The sequence below is a fragment of the Mesorhizobium qingshengii genome (assembly GCF_900103325.1).
Lineage (GTDB): Bacteria > Pseudomonadota > Alphaproteobacteria > Rhizobiales > Rhizobiaceae > Mesorhizobium > Mesorhizobium qingshengii.
Window position 1 is genome coordinate 1 of record NZ_FMXM01000082.1, and the last position, 2,531, is coordinate 2,531.

Annotated in this window: 4 protein-coding genes; 2 read left to right on the plus strand and 2 right to left on the minus strand. The window is 57.1% G+C overall.

What is annotated here, in order from left to right:
- Both BLS48_RS34345 and BLS48_RS34350 read left to right on the plus strand, forming a co-directional pair.
- The coding region (locus BLS48_RS34345; protein ID WP_143019602.1) for an FAD-dependent oxidoreductase at nucleotides 1–490 on the plus strand (490 nt) is incomplete at its 5' end.
- Nucleotides 491–501: 11 nt separating this feature from the next.
- Entirely contained in the window at nucleotides 502–900 is a 399-nt protein-coding gene (locus BLS48_RS34350) for a Rid family hydrolase (RefSeq protein WP_038655569.1), read from the plus strand.
- 172 nt (nucleotides 901–1,072) lie between these two features.
- Here the strand turns inward: BLS48_RS34350 and BLS48_RS34355 are convergent, their stop codons facing one another.
- Nucleotides 1,073–1,597, minus strand: coding sequence for an MmgE/PrpD family protein (locus BLS48_RS34355; RefSeq protein ID WP_084791878.1), 525 nt, complete (start codon nucleotides 1,595–1,597; stop codon nucleotides 1,073–1,075).
- 33 nt (nucleotides 1,598–1,630) lie between these two features.
- The gene (locus BLS48_RS34360) at nucleotides 1,631–2,347 is read right to left on the minus strand and encodes a hypothetical protein (protein ID WP_091586670.1); all 717 of its coding nucleotides are present in this window, start codon (nucleotides 2,345–2,347) and stop codon (nucleotides 1,631–1,633) included.
- Nucleotides 2,348–2,531: the final 184 nt, after the last annotated feature.

A 2,531-nucleotide genomic window follows, 5' to 3' on the forward strand; every position in this document is an offset into this window, starting at 1 on the left:
CCTGCAATCAGCCAGCAGGGGTGGGTTCAAACATGGGTCACTTCTCAATGGAAAAACCGCCCAATCCCGGGTCGGTTCTCGGCGGAAATCAACAATCATGTGGGGCGGCCGGGTCGGACGGCTCACGTCGAGCCACTCGCCGACCGCCTATCGTCACCTCGCACGCGACCTTCTGTCAGTCTTTCCAGAGCTTTCTTGTGTCCCCGTTACTCACGGCTGGGACGGGCTCATAGGTTACACTTACGATGAGGTCCCCCATCTCGGCCGCACCCGCAACGGTGTTCATTATGCGATCGGCTACTGCGGGACGGGCGTCTCGCGTGCCACCTATTTTGGGCACAAGGTGGCATTGCAGCTTATGGAAGTTCCCGAAAGCTCGACTGCCTTCGATGACCTCAGTTTCCCTGCCTTCCCGTTCCACCCCATCGCCAAACGCGCCGTACCAGTCGTTGAGACTTTGTATCGGCTACGTGACACCTTTAACATCTGAAGGAGCTTATGATGACGGCTAATTTTTCTGCGGCCCGCCAAAACATTTCCTCTGGCGGTGCTTATGAAAGCATCTTTGGATACTCTCGCGCTGTCCGCGTCGGAACTGACGTGCACGTATCTGGAACCTGCGCGCCTGCTGAGCACGAGCAGAGTGATGCATATACTCAGACGCGAGCCGCCCTTGCCATAATCGAAAAGGCGCTTGCCGATGCCGGTGTTCGCCTTGAGCAGGTCGTGCGCACTGTCGTTTACGTCCGCGACATCTCCGACGCCGACGCAGTCGCACGTGGCCATCTGGAGAGATTCGACGCCATCCGGCCTGCAAGCACCTTGGTGCAGGTCGCTTCGATGCTGAGGCCCTGGCAGAAGGTGGAGATCGAGGCATACGCAAAGATTGAGCGAGAGTAAGTACTCGACTTTTGAAGCCAAAGCATTCTTGGCATTATGTCGGTCCAAGATCCAAGGCGCCACAACACGCGTCAGTTGATTGGTAATTTCAGCGGCGTGGCCATTCTGGACTCGAAACCGCAGCGATTTGCGACGACAGTTCGAGGAGTGTTGCAGTTTCGGATGTGGGGCGTCAGTTGCCCCGTCGCGAGAGCGCAGGTAGAAGGGGCCAAAAGCCTACCGTTTCGAGGTTTCCGATCGCCGAGAGGATCTCGTCCTGCCACCCCGGGGGAACGTTCTCTCTGCTAATATTCTTGAATTTCTGAACGATTTGGGCGCTAGATAACGGGTTTGCAACATCCCCCAAGGGATGCGATACGGTCATCTCTTCCGGTCCCGACCCTTGGTCAATGATGACGCGGGCAGGCGTTTCATTCGGAAACGCCGAAGCAAAATCGGGCGACGGCTCAAGCTCTATACGCGCGGCTAAGTCAAGCACGCGTGCGTCAGTAAGACGCTGAAGTTGAACAGGCTGCAGAGCGTCCCTGCCGTATACAGCGGCCAGTGCGCAACTAAAATATAAGCTGTACTGCCCGCCCTCTAAGGTCGCGACTGCGGGCGGTTCATCGCATTCCAACCCATGGGGACCGCGACGGGCTCGGTGAGTTCTTTCTTGCAAACAACCGGATCGTCCATAGCAGCTGGGGGAGCCCGCCAATTTTCAGCAGAAGGCGAAAGCGGCGACTAGTCGTCAGGAGCTCACGTTGCGCCCCCAGAAATCAGCGCTGAAATTGTTCAGCCGGTCATCGTCACCGAGCCTAACCTCAAACTGACCTGGAATGCCCGCTCCGTCACGGCCCGCCCGGAAATAGTCGAGCACTGACCAATGAGCCAACCGCTCAAAGTGCTCCCATTCGCAAAGCAGGTCACTCTCACGGTTCTCCGCAAGCTTCCTAGCGCTCGGCTTTCGCTTAGGCTTCGGCTGAGCGAGTGCATGATAGTCCAAACGGGGCCGGACCTTGTGCTTGAAGACAATGGACCCGGAAGTCCACTCATCCCCGGTCGCCCGGCGCCACCGGTAGCTGACGCGAACCTGCATGTTCTGGGTCAGACCAAATGGAGGCATCGTCAGATCGTAGACAAAAAATAGCTGGCTCGCGCGTTCCTCGACCTCCATGCGTTGCTTTATCTGGGCGAACGCTAAAGTCAGATCACTACCGGTCTTGTGAGCAAAATATAGCGTCTCTTCGCGCTTCTTGGCCGACTTCGCGGTCCTATGCGCCGCAAGCGCTCGATCGAAGTACCGAAGCTTGGTGGCCACGTACTCTCCGCAGTCGTAGAGTGGTAGGCTGCTGAGTTTTCCGAGGTGCTCTGAACTGATGGCCTGATTAACCAAGTCATGAAGCTCGCCGCTGTTAATCGCGCCGATGGCCTGCTTCTCGCGGTGACTTAGGTTTATCAGCCCCATCTCGCTCTCCGTCCGCTTAGATCCACCGTCACGTTCAACGCATTTGAGGTATCTGACAACACCTCTTGTACGAGAAGCGCACCCAGAAGTGCGTATTCCGACGAAGCCGGCCATCGATTCCGATTTGAAGCCGGCCAGTCATTCCGATTTCATTCCGGCCGGTGTTCCGATTTGAAGCCGGCCA

What these genes read in the sequence shown, in the direction of transcription:
- BLS48_RS34360 (WP_091586670.1), bottom strand. Translation starts at nt 2,347, where the DNA reads ATGGGGCTGATAAACCTAAGTCACCGCGAGAAGCAGGCCATCGGCGCG.
- BLS48_RS34350 (WP_038655569.1), top strand. Translation starts at nt 502, where the DNA reads ATGACGGCTAATTTTTCTGCGGCCCGCCAAAACATTTCCTCTGGCGGT.